The organism is Prosthecobacter sp. (assembly GCF_044236155.1).
Taxonomy (GTDB): domain Bacteria; phylum Verrucomicrobiota; class Verrucomicrobiia; order Verrucomicrobiales; family Verrucomicrobiaceae; genus Prosthecobacter.
Window position 1 is genome coordinate 175,099 of record NZ_JBIIHA010000007.1, and the last position, 16,350, is coordinate 191,448.

Consider the following 16,350-nt stretch of genomic DNA (forward strand, 5'->3'; position numbering starts at 1 on the left):
TCATGAAATCCATCGTTTCCGCTCTTTTCGTCGCTTCCTCGCTCTTTGCCGCCGACGTGGCCTCGCTCACGAAAGCGGAGCTGCCGTCCCTGGTGTCGCTCTACAAGGAGTTGCATGCCAATCCCGAGCTTTCGATGCACGAGGTCGAAACGGCGGCGCGCATCGCCAAAGAACTGCGCGCGGTCGGATTGGAAGTCACGGAGAAGGTTGGTGGGAATGGCATCGTCGGCGTTTTGAAGAATGGCGACGGGCCGGTGATCCTTGTGCGCACGGATTTGGACGCGCTGCCGGTCAAGGAGCAGACTGGCGCGCCTTATGCGAGCACGAAGGTGGTGAAGGACGATCTTGGCCGTGAGGTGAATGTGATGCACGCCTGCGGGCACGACATCCACATGACCAGTTTCGTCGGCACGGCGCGCGTCCTGGCAAAGACACGCGACCAATGGAAAGGCACGGTCGTCATGATCGGACAGCATGCCGAGGAGCGTGTGCTCGGCGCGCGTCTCATGCTGCGCGCGGGGCTTTTTTCCAAGTTTCCAAAGCCGGACAAGGCCCTCGCGCTGCATTGCGCCTCCGACATGGCGCATGGACAGGTCGGCATCGTCGAAGGCTATGCGCTGGCGAATGTGGATAGCGTCGAGATTGTCGTCAAAGGCGTCGGCGGCCACGGCTCCATGCCGCATCTGTGCAAGGACCCCATTGTGCTGGCCTCCCAGATCGTGCTGGCCTTGCAGACCATCGTCAGCCGCGAGGTCAAGCCTGGTGATCCGGCCGTCGTCACCGTCGGCAGCATCCATGGCGGAACAAAGAGCAACATCATTTCCGACGAAGTCCGCCTCCAGCTCACGCTGCGCAGTTACAAGACCGAAACGCGCAAGCACCTCATCTATTCCATCAAACGCATCGTGAAAGCCCAGGCCGAGTCGGCCAACATGCCGGCCGAAAAGATGCCGGAGGTCATCGTCTCCGATGATCAAGCCCCGGCGCTCTACAACCAACCTGCTCTCTGTGCCGAGGTGCGCCAGCACATCGGCGCGGTGCTCGGCGCGGAGAACGTCCTCGCCCGCGAACCCGTGATGGGAGCCGAGGATTTCGCCGAATATGGCCTGACCAAAGAAAAGGTGCCGCTGTGCATGTTCTGGCTCGGTACCCAGCCGCCTGAGGCCGTGGCCGAGGCCAAAGCGAAGGGCACCACGCTTCCCTCGCTGCATTCTCCGTTCTTCAAACCGATCCCCGGACCCAGCATCGAAACCGGCGTGAAGGCGATGGCCTCGGCGGTGATCGGATTGATGAAGCCGTAGCCGCTACTTCCGGCTCAGTTTGTAGAATAACCAGCCGCCGATGCCCAGGAAGAGGACGTTCGGCACCCACATGATGAGATGGGGCATCGCTGCGGGCGTGTCATTCAAGGTGTCGGCCAGAATGATGAACACGAGGTAAACCGTCGCCGTGGCAAGGCTGAGCGCGAAACCAGAGGAGGTCTCACGTCTTTGGGCGGTCACACCGAGCGGGACGCCCACCAGCGCGAAGGTGAAACACGCGAGCGAAAAACTGTAGCGCTTGCTCAGCTCCGTCAGCGAAAGCGAGCGCGTCACATCCGTGAGATGCTCGCCGGTAAACGTGTCCTTCCATGTCCGCACCTCCTCAGCGAGCGCGGAGGTGGACTTCATGCTCGCGTTCACGCGCACCGCGTCCTTCTGCATGTCGGAGAGAGGAAACTCGATGGGGAACTCTGCAAGGGTGAGGGGTTTTGGCGCGACAGGCTGACCTTCCGCAGGCTGCGGCGGGAGGTGCTCAATTCCCACGTTTTTGAGCAGCATCGTGAAGTCCAGCTTTCCTTCGACCGTCTGGATGGTTCCGCCTTCGGCGCGGATGTAGCTGGCCGCGTTGCCATTGTTCTCGAGCTTGATGATGTGCAGATCCTTGAGCTCCTTGTTGTCGCGTTTGCCGGTGTAGATGCGATAGCCTGGCACACGTTCCAGCACCTGGCCCTCCTGGAACAAGGTTTCAGGATTCTTGACCGCCACCTGGTAAAACAGCCGCTTCATGTGGTCCTTCGCGGCGGGCGCGAGACTGACATTCACCCAAAGGCAGACGGCGCTGAGCGCGATCGCCAGCGCAAACACCGGCGCGCAGATGCGTGCCATCGACATGCCGGTCATGCGCAGCGACACCAGTTCGTTGTCGGCGGAAAGACGGCCAAAAACCAGCAGGATCGCCGTCAGAAAAGCCCATGGGATCGTGAAGATGAGTGAGAACGGGATCACCATTGCCACGAACTCCAGGATGACCGAAATCGGCAGCTCCGTGTTGCCGAGCAGCTCGTCGAGCTTCTTGTAAACATTTCCCAGCACCATCACGCCACTGAGCAGCGCCACGCCGATCAGCGTGGCGGAGCCAACCTGGCGGCCGAGGTAGCGGTCAAAGATGCGGGGAAACATGTGCGCGCGAGGCTAGCGAGATGTCAGCACACGGCAAGTAGAGCGGGCATCGCTGCCAGCATTTATGCACGCTATACCACGGCCTTCCGAACCTTGCCGAAGTCGGTGCCGAGGAAGCGCTTCGCGAGGTTCTCGGCCTGCTCGGAGTGGTCGGTTAGATAAATCTCGAGCGAGGGCTTGGATTTCGTCGTCCGCAGCAGGACGGACTGTTCGAGCTTCGCCTTCACATGCGCGGCGCAGGTGCTGGCGGAGTCCACGAGGCGCACTTTCTGCCCAAGCATGCGCTTCAGCACCGGCACGAGTAGCGGGTAGTGCGTGCAGCCGAGCACGAGGGTGTCGATGCCCTTGTCGAGCATCGGTTTCAAATACTCCCGCAGCACGGACTTGAGCGCCGGATGATCCGTCCAGCCCTCTTCGACAAACGGCACTAGCAACGGCGTCGCCCGCGCCTCGATCATGATGTCCGGCCGCCGCATGGCGATCTCGTGCTGATACGCATGACTCCGAATTGTCCCCGCCGTGCCGATGATGCCGACGCGTTCGCAATTCGGCTCCGAAAGGGTCGCCTCGACCCCTGGCCCAAGCACGCCAATCACTGGCACGCGAAACGTGGCCTGCAAAACCGGCAGCGCATGTGCCGTGGCCGTGTTGCACGCCACCACGACCACCTTCACACCGTGCGAGACGAGAAACTGCGTATCCTCCATCGAGAATCGCCGGATCGTGTCCGGCGATTTCGAGCCGTAAGGCACGCGAGCGGTGTCGCCAAGATAGATGATGGACTCGTTCGGCAACAGGTCCCGCAACGCCCGGACGACTGTCAATCCACCCACTCCGGAGTCAAAGACGCCGAGAGGGCTGTTGGCAGTGACGGGAGTGCTCATGAAATGACGAATGATGAATGATGAAGGGCGAATCAATGACGAAATCCAAATTCATCATTCCTCATTCTGGTTTCGTCATTTTCTCGTGATCTGCACGATCACCGCCTTCTGCGCATGCAGGCGGTTTTCGGCTTGGTCGAAGATGACGTCGGCGTTGGCTTCCATGACTTCGTCGGTGATTTCCTTGCCGCGGTAGGCGGGGAGGCAGTGCATGACGATGGCGTTCGGTTTGGCGTGCTTCAGCAGCGCGCCGTTGATCTGCCAGGGCTTCAAAATTTCGATACGGTCGGCGCTTTCGGCTTCTTTGCCCATGCTGACCCACACGTCGGTGTAGAGCACGTCGCACCCTTTCACGGCCTCGGCGGGATCATCGACGATGCGGATGGTTCCAGCGGGCACGTTGCGCATGAAGCTCTCCTGCGGCTGGAAAGCCTTCGGAGCGCCGATGACGAGCTCAAAGCCGAGTCGGGCCGATGCCCAGATCCACGAGCGGGCCACGTTGCAATCGCCATCGCCGAGGAAGCAAACGCGTTTGCCGGCCCAGCCGCCGAGGCGTTCCTGGATGGTCTGCAAATCGGCCAAAATCTGGCAGGGATGCTCGTCATCGGTCAAAGCGTTGATCGTGGGAATGCCGCTGAGTTTGGCGAAATCGACCACGTCCTGCTGGGCAAAGGTGCGGATGACCGCGCCGTGAATCATGCGGCCCAACACGCGAGCGGTGTCCTTAATGGGCTCACCGCGACCGAGCTGGATGTCCGCACCGGAGAGGAACATGACCTGCCCGCCGAGCTCGCGAATGCCCACCTCGAAGCTCACGCGGGTGCGTGTGGATGATTTCGTGAAGATCAGCGCCCACTGCTGCCCCGTGAGCACCTGCGGCGACGACGTGCGGTCCTTTTTCAGCACGCAGGCAAGGTCGGCGATCTTTTCGATCTGCTCCTTGGAGAGTTCTTCGATGGACAAAAGATGATTCATAAAGCGGGGGGGGCGTAGTGCGAAGAGCCAAGGGTCAAGAGTCGGAGTCACTTCCGTCCTTTTCGTCCCTTTTGTCCTTCGCGGGAGGGTTCACAAAAGCGCATCCAGCACACTTTTGAAAATGGAAAGTCCTTCTTCGGCGTGCGCGGCCGTGATGTTCAGCGGCGAGAGCCAGCGCACAACGTTCGGGCCGGCGGGGGTGACCATCATGCCAGCATCGAGGAGCTTTTGCGCGAGGAAGATGGAGGCAGGTTTGTTACCGGCCGTGGCTTTGAAGGCCTCCGCGTTGAGTTCCCAGCCAATGAAGAGGCCGAGCTGGCGCACTTCTTTGATGAGCGGGTGATTCCACGCGCGTCCGGCAGCGGCAATGGCCGCGCCACGGGTCTTGGCGTTGTCGCAGAGTTTTTCGTCGAGGATCGTCCGCAGCGTGGCAATGCCGACGGCGCAGGCGAGCGGCGAGCCGCCGTAGGTCGTGCCATGCGTGCCGGGGCCGAGCACTTTGCCCGGTTCGCGGCGGTCATTGATCCAGAACGAGCCGAGCGGGAAGCCGCTGCCGATCGCTTTGGCCCAACTGATGCCATCGGGCTGAATTTCATCGCCGGGGATGATGCTGCGCCAGCCAGCCATCTCGCCCGCACGACCAAAACCGACCTGCACTTCGTCCAAAAGCAGCAGCAGATCCTTTTCGCGGCACAAGGCCTGCGCTCCGCGCAAAAACTCGGCAGTGACTGCATTCACGCCGCTCTCGCCCTGCACGGGCTCGACGAGGATGGCGACCGTTTTGTCCGTGATCGCGGCTTTGAGAGCTTCGAGATCATTGAACGGCACATAAACGAATCCGGGCGGCAGCGGGCCAAAGCCGCCGTGGATCTTTTCCTGCGCCGTGGCGGTCATCGCGCCGAAGGTGCGACCATGGAAGCTGCCGGTGAAGGTGATGATCTCAAAGCGACCGCCGGTCTGCTGACCGTATTTGCGGGCGAATTTGATGAGGCCCTCGTTCGCCTCCGCGCCGCTGTTGCAGAAGAAGCACTTCCCGGGAATCTGAACGCATTCCTCGACGATGAGACGCGCCAGCTCGGCCTGCTTGTCGATGCAATACCAGTTCGACACATGGATCAGCGTGCTCGCCTGCTCGGCGAGCGCCTTCACCACCGGCGGCGGGCAATGCCCCAGCGGGCACACGGCCACACCGCCCGCAAAATCGAGATACTTCTTCCCATCGCGATCCCAAACATACGCGCCCTCACCTCGCACCGGCCACACGTCATAACGGCCGTAGTTGCCGAGCACGTATTGCGAGAGCCATTGGGTTTCAGGGGGCGTCGTGGACATGGAAGTATGGAGTCGTGGAGTGATGTTTGAAGGTGGCGGCTACAGATGAATCTCCGTGCCGATGCCGCCATCGGTGAAGATTTCGAGGATCAAGGCATGGGGCAGACGGCCGTCGATGAGGTGCACTTTGCCGACGCCGCCGCGCAAGGAATCGAGGGAGCTGTCCACTTTCGGAATCATGCCGCCGCTGATGACTTTTTCGGCTTTCAGCTTGGCGATGCTGGCCTCGTCGAGGCTCGGAATGAGCGTGCTGTCGTCTTTCGGATCGCGCATGACGCCGCGCACGTCGCTGAGGAAGATGAGCTTGGTGGCTTTGAGGCGTTTGGCGAGGGCGCAGGCGGCGAGATCGGCGTTCACGTTGAGCGTTTTGCCGCTGGCGAGTTCACGGGCGACGGGTGACACGACGGGAACGAACTCGCCAGCCACCGCAGCCTGGATGAGGCCGAGTTTGCAATCGCTCACCTCGCCGACCCAGCCGAGGTCGCCCTTCATTTTCTCGCCGAGGAAGACTTCCGTGCCGGGAATGCCGACGGCTTTGCCGCCGAAGGCATTGATCTTGTTCACGATCTCCGGGTTGATCACACGGGCGAGTGTCTCCTCGACAATCTTGATCGTCTCATCATCCGTGACGCGCATTCCATTGATGAATTTGGCCTCGAGGCCGGATTCGATCATCGCTTTCGAGATCGCCTTGCCGCCGCCGTGCACGATGACGGGATTGATGCCCACGGCTTCGAGGAAAACGACATCGCGCAGGAACGAATCGACCTGCACCGGGTCCTCCATGGCACTGCCGCCGACTTTGATGAGGAAGGTGCAGCCGCGGAAGGACTGCATGTAAGGCAGTGCTTCGAGCAGCACCGCGGATTTTTGGATTTGGTCGGTCATGCCAGTCCTTTTTGGCGTTTCGCGTGAATGGCGGCGGAGTATTCGGCGCTGTTGAAGTCCACGTATTCCTCGGAGAGGTCGCTGGTGTAAACGGTGTAGCCGCTGGTGCCGCTGTTGAGGTCGATGGTGACGGTGAACTTCGGCTCCTTCACGACCTTCTCCATCTCGGTGACAGGCGTTTTGGTGGCAAGGCCGCCTTTGCAGGCCAGCAGGCCGCCGAAGTAGATGTCGATGAGCTCCTCGCGGATCTTCGCGCCGCTGTAACCGACAGCGTGAATGATGCGGCCCCAGTTGGGATCGCAGCCGTGGAAGCTGCATTTCACGAGCAAGCTCTTCGCGACGGTTTCGGCGACCTTGCGGGCATCGCCGAGGGTGCGGGCATTGCGGACGCGGATCTCGACGAACTTCGTCACGCGTTCGCCATCGCACACGATCATCTTGGCGAGCTCGAGCATGACTTTGTGCAAAGCGCAGCGGAAGAGCTCGGCCTCGGGCGTGTTGCGCTTGATGGTGGGCACGTTGCTCTGGCCGTTGCTCATCACGATGACGGTGTCGTTCGTGGAGGTGTCGCCGTCGATGGTGATGCAGTTGAAGCTCTTCTCGACCGCGTAGCGCATGCTGCGCTTCATCTCGTCCTTGGCTACTTTGGCATCGGTGGTGATGAAGCAGAGCATGGTGGCCATGTTCGGGCAGATCATGCCGGCACCTTTGCAGATGCCGCCGATGCGGAAGCTGCCATTTTTGCCCACGGGCACCTCGACGGCGAAGGTCTTCGGCCGCGTGTCGCTCGTCATGATGGCACGCATGGCGTCGTCGCTGCCCTTGTCGTTCAGCTTGGCGACGGCGTCGGGCACTTTGGGAAGGATGCGCTCAATCGGCAGCGGCATGCCGATGATACCCGTGGAGCAAACAAGCACCTGGCGCATCTTCACACCGATCTCCTCAGCCACAGCCTTGGTCATGGCCTTGGCATCCTGGATGCCTTGGATGCCTGTGCAGGCGTTCGCATTGCCGCTGTTGGCGATGATGGCACGTGTGTCGCTCTCCTTGATGTGCTGCTGGCACACGCGGACGCAACCAGCGCGGACCTTGTTCGTCGTGAAGACGGCGTCGGTGACAGTCGGGCTGTCGGAAACAATGAGCGCGAGGTCGAGACGGGTCGCCTCGGGATTTTTGATGCCGCAGGTCACGGCGGAGGCGCGGAAGCCCTTCGCGGCGGTGACACCGCCTTCGACGATTTTAAATGGCACGCGGCATTCGCGCTCTTCGGTGACTTTGGCAGGCATAAGGATCAGATGTTGAGAAGTCCGGCGGTCGTTTCAAACCCGCAAATGAGGTTCATGTTTTGCACAGCCTGTCCGGAGGCACCTTTGCCGATGTTGTCCTCGGTGCTCATCAGGATGAGCTGACCGGCACGGGCGTCGTAGGCCCAGCCGATATCGACGAAGTTGGTGCCGGTGACGTTTTTGGTGTCTGGAGACTGGTTCACCCCCAGCAAACGCACGAAGGGCTGCGAATCATAGGCGGCATGCAAGGCCGCGCCGACCTGCTCGATCGTCGCGCCGGGCTTGAGCTGCGCAAAGGTCGTGGTGCAGATGCCGGAGTGCGTGGGCATGAGATGCGGGACAAAGGAAAGCTTCACTTCGCGACCTGCGGCGAGACCAAGTTCCTGGCCGATTTCGCTCAGGTGGCGATGCATCGGCACGGAGTAGCTGCGCACGCTGTTTTGAACCTCGCAGAATAGCAGCGGAATGCTTTCCTTCCGCCCGGCACCGCTCGCACCGCTCATGCTGGCGACAGCGAGAGGCGAATCGGCAAGCAATCCGGCCTTAAGCAGCGGAATGAGCGGCAAAAGAATGCTTGTCGGATAGCAGCCCGGGCAGGCGATGAGCCGTGCTGTCTTGATTTGATCCGCACGGACCTCAGGAAGCGCGTAAACCGCCTCGTCGAGAAACTCGGGCGCCGGATGCGCATGGCCGTAAAACTCCTCATACAACGCGGCGCTGCGCAGACGGAAGTCGGCGCTGAGGTCGATGACCTTCAAGCCGAGTTCGAGCAAGGGTTTCGCATACTCCGAGGCCACGCCATGCGGCACGGCGAGGAAGGCGATCTCTGCACCGGCGGCTTTGAGCGCATTCGCATCCGGGGCCGTGAAGGTGAGCGAATCTGCCACGCCGACACCGCGGAAGCGCGGGAACTCCTTCGACAGCGCCTTCGCCGCGAGCGAGCGCGAGGTGACGGCGACGAGCTCCACATTCGGGTGACGCAGCAGCAGGCGTAGCAGTTCTGCTCCAGAATAACCACTGGCTCCAACGACGGCGACTTTGACGGGTGCGGACATATTTGCGGGGGGGGGGGGCGGAGTATGGGATGTCACCCGTCCCGCGCAACCCTGAAAAAGGGCCGATTTCCATGCTGCCAGGGCATGCATCGTGCCGCTTGTCAGCGGGCCTCGCCTCGCGCACTGTCGGCACCCCCAATGAGCGACTCAACGCCTGAAAATCCCGAAGCCGACAAGCCGAAGACGCCCGCCACGCCGGAGGAGGTCACGCGCAAGCTGGAGGACTTCATCAAAAACACGCTGGGGGGGCAGGTGTTGTTCACTCGGGTCGAAGGTCCGGGGATTCGCCGCCCACAGGAAAGCGGAGATGAAAAAGACACCGAAGCACCCGAGGAGGACAACAGCGCCGCGTTTGAGTTCACCTACAAACCCGCCGACATCAAAGCGCACCTCGACCGCTTCGTGATCCGGCAGGACGAGGCGAAAAAAGTGCTCGCCACCGCGGTGTGTGATCACTACCACCATGCGCGCATGCTGCGCGAGGATCGCGAGTCCGACCGGCCCGGCCCGCGTCTCGAATTCTCGAAGCAGAACGTCATCATCATCGGCCCCACCGGCGTGGGAAAAACGTACCTCGTCAAACACATCGCCGATCTCATCGGCGTGCCGTTTGTGAAAGCCGACGCGACCAAATTCAGCGAAACCGGCTACGTCGGCGCGGATGTCGATGATCTGGTGCGTGACCTTGTGGCGAAGGCGAATGGCGACATCGAGCTGGCCGAGCACGGGATCATCTACCTCGACGAAATCGACAAGCTGAGCAGCGGCCCGGAGAAACTGGGCCGCGACGTGAGCGGCCGCGGCGTTCAAACCGCGCTGCTAAAGCTCATGGAGGAGACCGAGGTGCCGCTTTACGCCCCCAACGACATTCGCAGCCAGATGCAGATGATGTTCGACACACGCAAAGGCCGCACGGGCCGCGAGGTGGTGAACACGCGCAACATTCTCTTCATTGTCAGTGGTGCATTCAGCGGACTCGACAAGATCATCGAGAAGCGCACGAACCGGAAGTCCATCGGCTTTGTCGCCGCGGATACGAAAGCCACCGCGCCTGAGCACCTGTTCCGCGAAGTGCGCACAAAGGACTTCATCGACTACGGCTTCGAGGCGGAGTTCATCGGCCGCCTGCCGGTGCGCGTCGTGTGTGATCCGCTCAGCGCGGACGACATGTTCCAGATCATGAAAAACTCCGAGGGCAGCCTCATCCGCCAGTATGAGCGCGAGTTTGCTGCTTATGGAGTGAAGGCCGTCTTTGAAGACGACGCACTGCGCGAGATCGCCAGCCGTGCCGAGGAGGAAAAAACCGGCGCACGCGGCCTCGTGACCGCCTGGGAGCGTGTGCTGCGTGATTTCAAATTCGAAATGCCCAGCCTGGGTCTGCCGGAGCTGCGCATTGACGGCGAACTGGCGAAGGATCCCGAATCGGTGCTCGCCAGGTGCCGTAGTGATGCAGCGAGCCTCGCCGTCGAACTTGGCGTCGCGCATGCGGGCGAGATCAAAGCCTACACCGAACGTTTTCAGCGTGAGCATGGCTTTCTGCTGGATTTCGACGCCTCGGCCATCGCCGCAATCGCCGCCAGGGCGCAGCGCGAGGGCATGAGTGTCGAGACGATGTGCGCGAAGCTCTTCAAGGACTATCCCTTCGGTCTGAAGCTAGTCACCCGCAGCACAGAGGAAACGCGCTTCGCGATTTCTGCTGATGCGATCGCCAATCCCGACAAGTTTGTCAGCGAGCTTGTCGTCAGCGCCTGCCGCCAGCATCCTGAAGCCACGACTTCTAAAATCATCGACATCACCCCCGACTCTACTGCCCATGAATCGTAACCACGCTGCCGCCATGTTCATCGGCGTGCTCGTCTGCATCCCGCTGCTGGCCCTTTATCATTTCGGCTTCTTCAAAAGCACGGCCGAATGGTTCGCGGCGCTTTACGCTCGCGGGTTCATCCTGCCGCAGGGCGGTTTGAAGCAACTGGTCTGGCTTCAATACGGTTATTACACCGTGCTGGCCTTCGTCAGCGCCTGGGTGTGCATCGAGATGCTCTCGCAGTGGCGGCGCTTCGCGTTTTTGCTCGGCGGCACGTTCCTGACAGCGACGCTGGGCTGCATTCTGGCGATGAGCGGCGTTTTGTTCGAGCCTGTTTCGGGCTCGCTTGCGCTGTGGCTTGCCGGGATCGCCGGAATCGCGGTCGGAGGATCCGTGGATGGGTATCGCCGTCATGTGATGCGCGAGTATTTCGTCGGCAGACTGTCCACGCGGCTCTTTGAAGAGCTGGCTGACCAAAACACGCCCTCAAAGCTGACGGAGCGCCGGGAGATCACCGTGCTGACCTGCCGCCTGCTCAATCACGTCGAGATCGCCACCAGCGTGGAGCCAAGGTTCTTCGAGGAGCAGGCCACCTACTTCCAGCGCAGCGTGTCGGAGTTCCTCATCGCCCGTGGTGCCTACCTGGACGACTGCGACGCGCGTCAGGTGCGCGTGTTCTTTGGCTTCCCGCTCACGGACGAGCATCATGCGGTGCACGCCGTGCAGGTGGCCGCCGTGCTGCGGGCGCATCTGACAGCGCTGGCACGCGAGATGGAGATGCGTTTTGGCAAAAAAGCGCAGTTTGGCGTGGCCTTCGGCAGCGGACCTGCCGTCTGCGGTCTGTATGGCGCGAGCCATTTTGAAAGCTTCAGCGCCGTGGGCGACGTCATCGACTTCACCACACGACTCTGCAATCTGAACTCCGAATACGGCAGCAAGGTCCTGCTCAGCGCGCGCACCTATACGCTCGTCAAAGACACCGCCGAGGTGCGGCCGATGGAAATGGTCAGCGTCTCCGGCTCGAACCAGATGAGCGAGGTCTATGAACTGCTGGCCGAAAAAGGCACGCTCACCGAGCAGGAGACCCGTGCTCGCGACGCCTTCTGGCAGGGGGTGGTGCAGTATCGTAAAGGCGACCTGCAGCAGGCGCTCGAAAGCTTCAAGAACGCGGCCATCGAAGATCGGGAAGATCCGCCGCTCAAATACTTCATGGAGCGCGTGGAGGCGGCGATTCAAGAAAAGGCCGCGCCTGAGAAGGAAACGCCCAAACATTCCCGCAAGCTCGCCGCCATCTGATATCACCCGCCGTGCGCATCGATTATCCGCCTGCCATCCAGCGCCTCGTGGCCCAGCTCAAGGCGTTGCCCGGCCTCGGCCCCCGCAGCGCGGAGCGCCTGATGCTCTGGCTGCTTCAGATGCGTGAGGAAAGAATCTCCTTGCTCATCCAATCGCTGGGGGAGGCGAAGGAGCGCATCGTCGCATGCGGCGACTGTGGGTTTTTCATCGAGAATGACAGTGCCTGCCTTCTTTGCCACGATCCGCGCCGCCAGCGGAAGCTGCTCTGTGTTGTCGAACAGGCCGCGGACGTTTTGAGGCTGGAGCGCAGCGGCGCGTTTCAGGGGCTGTATCACGTCCTTGGTGGCCGTCTCTCACCACTCGACAATGTCACGCCCGAAGACTTGCGCATGGACTCGCTGCTGCGGCGAGTGGACGAACTCGGGGCGGAGGAGGTCATTCTCGCGCTCGGTTCCGATGTCGAGGGCGAGGCGACGGCCAGTTACATCGCTGATTTGCTGCGTCCTTCCGGAATTGCAGTCACCAGGCTCGCGCAGGGCATGCCTGCGGGTGGCGGGCTCGACCATGTGGACGAGCTGACACTGTATCAAGCCTTGCACGGCCGGCGGAGGCTGGGCTAATTACCGTTTATTCGCTCTCATGAACCACCACATCGCACGCAACGGCCAGCAGCTCGGCGTCTTTGCCGAGGAGGAAATCCAGCCGGGCCTCGTCACCGGCCGCTTTTTCCCGGACGACCTCTTTTGGACCGAGGGAATGGCCGACTGGCAGCCGCTGGGCTCGAAGTTCAGTGCTCCGGCCGCGGCTTCCACGCCAGTGTTCTCGGCCGCCGCTGCCGCGCCATTCAATCCTTACACCGCGCCGCAGGCGAACATCGTCACGCCGGCGATGATGCCGCGGCTCAAGCTCGCTTCCCGCGGAGCGCGACTCGGCGCGGCCATCATTGACACGCTCATTGTCATGTTTGCCATCGCGGTGCCTGTGGTGATCGGCGTGATGCTGATGGGGCAGGCGGAAAAGTCCGGCGGAGATGATGTGCCGGTGGCCGCGATTTCCTTCTTCGTGCTCGCAGGCGTGGTCATGCTCGGCCTGCTCGTCTGGAATGCCGTGTGGCTGACGAAATACGGCCAAACCATCGCCAAACGCATGCTGAAGATCCGCGTCGTCTCGTTTCCAGACGGCCAGAACGCCGGTTTTGTGAAGGCGTTCCTGCTGCGCGCCGTGGTCAACGCCATCATCAACCAGTTCGTGCCGCTCTACGGCATCGTCGATGCGTGCTTCATCTTCCGTGAGGACCAGCGCTGCCTGCACGACCTCATCGCCGACACCACGGTGGTCGAGTGCGAGCCAGGCACCTGATTCACTCCAGCCCCAGCGCCGCCACCTGGTCCTCGTCGAGGCCCAGGTAGTGTCCCAGCTCGTGGAGGAGCGTGATGCGCACCTCTTCGCGGAACGTCTTCAAATTGCCGCCGCAGTCATCCCACAGATTGTCGAGGAACAGTCGGATGCGCGGCATCTCGTCCGGCGCGGAGGGCAGGGGATCGCAGCGCGCGTTGCCCTCGAACAAGCCGAGAAGATCGGGGTCTAGATCCGTCTCGATGTCGAGCAGCACGGCCATTTCCGCGAACTCAATCGTGCAATCCGCCGCCTCGTCACGAATCACCGGCGGCAACGAGGCGAGCGTGGACTTCACGACGCTGGCGGCGATGGATTCGAGACGTTCAAAGCGCATGCAGGTCACTTCTTCGCCGTCTGCGGCTTCTTTTTGAGGGCTTCGATCTCCTTCGCCTGGTCTTCGCTCTTCTTTTGGAGCTGCTGCACGCGGTCCCAGAGGTTTTTGAGGTCGGCCGGGCTTTCGAGGGAGGCGCGGATGTCTTGTGCGGCTTTCGCGGCGGCTTCGCGGACCGGGTCGATGCGGTCGCCGCCGCTGATGGCGAGAGTGAGGTCGAGCAGGCCGAGCGCTTTCGGATCACGCAGCGTGCCGAGCGCCTTCGCGGCGGCGATGCGCCAGTCGCGGCGTGGATCGCTGAGTTTTTCGCCGAGGAAATCACGCACGGCATCGCGGTTCGTGTTGGTGGGGCGGCGAGTCAGGAAGGCGAGTGCGTCGAAGGCGGTTCCGATGTCCCGACCGCGCAGGTCGTGAGGCTGTTGCAGTCGTGCGAGCACGAGCGGGGCGGCGGATTCGTCGTCATGAGCGCGCAGGGCCTTGATGGCGGCGAGTTCGAGCGTGCTTTGATAGCTGGTGCCAGCGAGATGCTTCTTCAGCGCCGCGCTGACTTCTGCTTCGCCCGGACGCGCGCCCCAGGTTTCGATGATGGCGGCGAGGATGTCGGGGTTTTTCTCGGTCTGGGCCATTTTCCACAGCGTTTCGCGGCTTTCGGGCGTGTGAAGGCTGGCAAGCGCGCGGACGACTTCGCGCCTCGCATGGGCGTGTTTTTGATTCGCGCTGCTTTGGATGAGTTCGGCTCGTGACTCGGGCTCTTCGAGCTTCGCGAGCATTTTGGCGGCCTCGGCGCGCACGGCGTGAAATGGGTCTTCACGGAGAATCTGGCCGAGTTTCGCGATGTGGGAGTGATTGAGGTTCCGCACGGCCAAAAGTCGGCCGATCATGTCGGAGGACAGTTGTTTTTCCAGCATCGGTCCCGGCGGCGTGAAGGCGATTTTCGCCAAAACGGTGTAATCCGGGTCGATGCGGACGAGTACCGGCTGCGCTGGCAGCGTGAAGTGAAAATCCTCGACCTCCTGGCTAACATCCATCGTGAAACGCAGCGGTTCCTTCTGGCCGGCCATGGCGAAACTCACCGGCAGCGGCACGCGGAAGAGGCGCACCTGCTCGCTGAGTTTCTGTGTCTGCCGCACGGTGATTTTCGCCATTTTGGCGGCGGAATCCCATGTGTAATCGACTTTGAACTCCGGCACACCGCCGTGGTGCAGCCACTGGTCGAAAAACTGGTCGAATGAGAGGCCGCTGACCTCCTCGATGACATCCTGAAGGTCGTCCGTGCTCACGATGCCGCTGCGATGGCGCTCGAGGTAGGTTTTCACGCACTTGCGGAACAAATCCGCGCCGAGCTGGCTGCGCAGCATGTGCAGGATCCACGCGCCCTTCGGGTAAACTCGGTTGTCGAACTGCTGCATCGGATCGCTGTAATCACGCCAGACGGTGGGGCGCATGTCATTCGCCCCGAAAACTTCCTGCGCTTCGAGCCAGAGCGAATACTTCATCGCGTCCGCGCCGAGCTTCTGTTCTTCGTAGAGGATGGTATAATAGCTGGCGAAGCCTTCGTTGAGCCACAGATGCGACCAGTCACGGCAGGTGACGAGATCACCGAACCACTGATGCGCCGTTTCGTGCGCGTCCAGGCGGTGCAGCGTGCGCAGTTCCTCCGTGTCGGAGTTGAAGAGCATTCCAGCGGCTTCGAACGTGCAGCTCGTGTTCTCCATGCCGCCGGCGATGAAGTCGAGGCAATAGACCTGCCAGTATTTGTCCCACGCGAAGGGCACACCGATCTCCTTCTCGTAGAAGTCGATGATCTTCCGCGTGTCGGCGAAGGCGTTCGCTGCCTGCTTTTCATGCGAAGGCGGCACCAGCAGCGCCAGCGGAAGTTTTCCGGCCTTGTCCTCGAGCTTGTGGAAGTGACCGGCGGCCAGCGCGATGAGGTAATTCACATGCGGCTTGTCCTGCAGCCAGTGAAAGGTCACGAGGCCGTTCGGGCCGGGCTTTTCACTTTGCAGCGTGCCGTTCGAGACGGCGGTCATGCCCTTTGGCACATGGCAGATGACCTCGCTGGTGAAGCGTTCGTTTGGGTAATCGTAGCTCGGAAACCAGAAGCGGTGCAGCTCCGCTTCCCCCTGGCTCCAGACCTGCGTGTCCCCCTGTTTGTAGCCCATTTCGGGCGTGCGGAAATAGAGACCGTGCTCCGGCTGCGCGGAATGCTTGATTATGAGCGTGACCTCCGCGTCGGGCGCGACGGCGGAGGCGAAGGTGATGACGAGTTTTTCATGCGTGACCTCGTGCTCGGCCACTTTCGCGCCCTCCGTCTTCACTTCCGCGATGTTCAAATCGACGGCATCGAGTTCCAGCTTCTCCAGCGGCAGCGCGATGGGTTTGAACTTCATCGTCGTCGTTCCCGCGACGGTGCGCTTCGCGAAATCCGGCGTCACATCGAGTTTGATGTGCATGATGTCAATTCGGCGGTCGCGCGCGTATTTGCGGCCTGCGACGAGCTTGATCGGCTGCGGCAGCAGATGCTTCTCACAGTGGCGGCAGTCGAAGGAATCGGCCGAGGCGAAGGAAATGACGGCGAGGAAGGCAAGAACAGGGCGCATGATGAGCACGAGCATCTTGAACGCTGCGTCGAAAGGCAAGCGCAAAGCGGAAGGAGAGGC

General features: G+C 61.5%; 14 protein-coding genes. 5 read left to right on the top strand and 9 right to left on the bottom strand.

Annotated features, from left to right (window positions below; translation table 11 throughout):
- The first annotated feature begins 2 nt into the window (after positions 1 to 2).
- Positions 3 to 1,301, top strand: coding sequence for a M20 family metallopeptidase (locus ACILSE_RS08655; RefSeq protein ID WP_395716975.1), 1,299 nt, complete (start codon positions 3 to 5; stop codon positions 1,299 to 1,301).
- Between the two features lie 3 nt (positions 1,302 to 1,304).
- On the opposite strand, the gene ACILSE_RS08660 is transcribed toward ACILSE_RS08655, so the two are convergent.
- From ACILSE_RS08660 to argC, 7 genes are all read right to left on the bottom strand, one after another.
- Positions 1,305 to 2,441 carry an LptF/LptG family permease gene (locus ACILSE_RS08660; protein ID WP_395716976.1) on the bottom strand — a complete coding sequence of 379 codons (1,137 nt, stop codon included), beginning with the start codon at positions 2,439 to 2,441 and terminating at the stop codon, positions 1,305 to 1,307.
- Between the two features lie 71 nt (positions 2,442 to 2,512).
- The gene (gene murI, locus ACILSE_RS08665) at positions 2,513 to 3,325 is read right to left on the bottom strand and encodes a glutamate racemase (protein ID WP_395716977.1); all 813 of its coding nucleotides are present in this window, start codon (positions 3,323 to 3,325) and stop codon (positions 2,513 to 2,515) included.
- Positions 3,326 to 3,400: 75 nt separating this feature from the next.
- Entirely contained in the window at positions 3,401 to 4,300 is a 900-nt protein-coding gene (gene argF / locus ACILSE_RS08670; RefSeq protein ID WP_395716978.1) for an ornithine carbamoyltransferase, read from the bottom strand.
- 90 nt (positions 4,301 to 4,390) lie between these two features.
- Positions 4,391 to 5,632, bottom strand: coding sequence for an aspartate aminotransferase family protein (locus ACILSE_RS08675; protein WP_395716979.1), 1,242 nt, complete (start codon positions 5,630 to 5,632; stop codon positions 4,391 to 4,393).
- A gap of 39 nt (positions 5,633 to 5,671) precedes the next feature.
- The gene (gene argB, locus ACILSE_RS08680) at positions 5,672 to 6,520 is read right to left on the bottom strand and encodes an acetylglutamate kinase (protein ID WP_395716980.1); all 849 of its coding nucleotides are present in this window, start codon (positions 6,518 to 6,520) and stop codon (positions 5,672 to 5,674) included.
- Positions 6,517 to 7,806: a bifunctional glutamate N-acetyltransferase/amino-acid acetyltransferase ArgJ gene (gene argJ, locus ACILSE_RS08685; protein ID WP_395716981.1), complete on the bottom strand. Its 1,290-nt coding sequence runs from the start codon at positions 7,804 to 7,806 to the stop codon at positions 6,517 to 6,519. Before argJ ends, argB begins: the two co-directional genes overlap by 4 nt.
- 5 nt (positions 7,807 to 7,811) lie before the next feature.
- Complete coding sequence (gene argC, locus ACILSE_RS08690) at positions 7,812 to 8,861, bottom strand: N-acetyl-gamma-glutamyl-phosphate reductase (RefSeq protein ID WP_395716982.1); 1,050 nt, start codon at positions 8,859 to 8,861, stop codon at positions 7,812 to 7,814.
- Between the two features lie 138 nt (positions 8,862 to 8,999).
- On the opposite strand from argC, the gene ACILSE_RS08695 reads away from it, so the two are divergent.
- From ACILSE_RS08695 to ACILSE_RS08710, 4 genes are read left to right on the top strand one after another with little or no spacing between them, the layout of a single operon-like run.
- Positions 9,000 to 10,685: an AAA family ATPase gene (locus ACILSE_RS08695; RefSeq protein ID WP_395716983.1), complete on the top strand. Its 1,686-nt coding sequence runs from the start codon at positions 9,000 to 9,002 to the stop codon at positions 10,683 to 10,685.
- Positions 10,675 to 11,961 (top strand): adenylate/guanylate cyclase domain-containing protein, encoded by a 1,287-nt coding sequence (locus tag ACILSE_RS08700; RefSeq protein ID WP_395716984.1) that lies wholly within the window; start codon positions 10,675 to 10,677, stop codon positions 11,959 to 11,961. Before ACILSE_RS08695 ends, ACILSE_RS08700 begins: the two co-directional genes overlap by 11 nt.
- Positions 11,962 to 11,972: 11 nt before the next feature.
- The gene (gene recR, locus ACILSE_RS08705) at positions 11,973 to 12,581 is read left to right on the top strand and encodes a recombination mediator RecR (protein ID WP_395716985.1); all 609 of its coding nucleotides are present in this window, start codon (positions 11,973 to 11,975) and stop codon (positions 12,579 to 12,581) included.
- 19 nt (positions 12,582 to 12,600) lie between these two features.
- Complete coding sequence (locus ACILSE_RS08710; RefSeq protein ID WP_395716986.1) at positions 12,601 to 13,320, top strand: RDD family protein; 720 nt, start codon at positions 12,601 to 12,603, stop codon at positions 13,318 to 13,320.
- Position 13,321: 1 nt separating this feature from the next.
- Here the strand turns inward: ACILSE_RS08710 and ACILSE_RS08715 are convergent, their stop codons facing one another.
- The gene (locus ACILSE_RS08715) at positions 13,322 to 13,693 is read right to left on the bottom strand and encodes a metallopeptidase family protein (RefSeq protein ID WP_395716987.1); all 372 of its coding nucleotides are present in this window, start codon (positions 13,691 to 13,693) and stop codon (positions 13,322 to 13,324) included.
- 5 nt (positions 13,694 to 13,698) lie between these two features.
- Positions 13,699 to 16,290 (bottom strand): M1 family aminopeptidase, encoded by a 2,592-nt coding sequence (locus tag ACILSE_RS08720; protein ID WP_395716988.1) that lies wholly within the window; start codon positions 16,288 to 16,290, stop codon positions 13,699 to 13,701.
- Positions 16,291 to 16,350 lie beyond the last annotated feature (60 nt).